General features: G+C 55.8%; 1 protein-coding gene. It reads right to left on the reverse strand.

The window, feature by feature from the left end; all coding sequences use genetic code 11:
* On the reverse strand, positions 1-1,107 hold a 1,107-nt coding region (locus QKY98_RS23315), incomplete at its 3' end, for a P-type ATPase actuator domain-containing protein (RefSeq protein WP_284671665.1).
* Positions 1,108-1,454 lie beyond the last annotated feature (347 nt).

Consider the following 1,454-nt stretch of genomic DNA (forward strand, 5'->3'; position numbering starts at 1 on the left):
CTGGACGATTTGTGAAAGCATGGTCCCGGAGCCAACCTTAGTGGCTCGCATGACAAGCGAGCCGCTCGTGTTCATCGTCGCGCCGATAAGCGAATCGCCTGTCCGCTTCGTCACCGGAACCGGCTCGCCCGTTAGCATGGATTCATCGACGGCGCTCTCGCCCTCCAATACCTCTCCATCAACGGGTACCTTTTCACCAGGACGAACGCGCAGATGGTCGCCCTCATGAACATGTGTGAGCGGGATGTCCTCCTCTGAACCATCTTTGGCGATACGGCGAGCGGTTTTAGGTGATAAGCCAAGCAGGGACTTAATTGCCGAGGACGTCTGCGAGCGGGCCTTCAATTCCAGCAACTGGCCCAGCAGAGTCAATGAAATGATCACCGCGGCGGCTTCGTAATAAACGCCTATCCGGCCGCCTACTGTGAATGACTCTGGAAACATGCTCGGTAAGAGGGTTGCTACGACGCTGTAAATATAGGCAGCCCCCGTGCCAAGCCCGATCAAGGTCCACATGTTTGGGCTGCGATGTTTGACCGAGGCGAGACCGCGCGCGAAAAATGGCCAGCCTGCCCACAAGACAACCGGGGTCGTGAGGGCCAGTTCAACCCAGTTCTGGCTAGCCCCGTGAAACAGCGGTATCGCATGTCCCGCCATGGCCAATAGTGTCACTGCTACGGTCAGGGGCAGCGACCACCAGAATCGTTTCGAAAAGTCCTTGAGTTCAGGATTTTCCTCCTCGTCGAGTTCAGGAATCAGCGGTTCCAATGACATCCCGCAAATAGGGCAATCACCTGGCCCCATTTGGCGGATTTCAGGGTGCATTGGGCAGGTGTACTCTGTCGTTGCATCACCGGCGGGTGGTTTCTGTGCGGGTGGGGTAGATGCCCGAGAGGAGGTCCCATGAGCCTGCGGTGCAGCGAGATATCGAGCAGGGTCGGAACGAAACTTGGTCTGGCAACCCTGGCTGCAGAAGCGGTAAGTGCTTCCCTGATAATGCTCTTGATGCTCGCTATCCTCTTCCACCTTCATCCCGCAGACGGGGTCGGTGAGTGCTGCAGTACCTTTCGTTTGGTCGGGCTGGTGATGGCACTGCTGAGAGGACATACGGGGCACCTTATGGATTGGTTAGCGACGAACTTGGCCTATTGCAGGGACATTTGCGGTTTTTCAATGCTTGCAGCGTCTGACAGCCAATATATGCAAAGCGTCCTGACCAAAGGCTGAAGTAACCATTACATTTCTGTCAGGTTCTCTGGTATGTCAGGTCGTATGTATGTTGAAGCGAGCTGCTGAAAAAGTAGCTCGCGCAGATACCGCCTGCTGGCCTAGCCTATGCCTCCATTGTTCGATGCTCGGCCGCTTCATTTTGATGAATACCGAACCGTGCAAAAGCCAGCGCCTCAAGATCCGTCTGTAGAGATTCGGCCTCTGCCCAGATACAGGCACTCTCG

Source organism: Pseudomonas sp. HR1 (genome assembly GCF_030175875.1).
Lineage (GTDB): Bacteria > Pseudomonadota > Gammaproteobacteria > Pseudomonadales > Pseudomonadaceae > Chryseomonas > Chryseomonas oryzihabitans.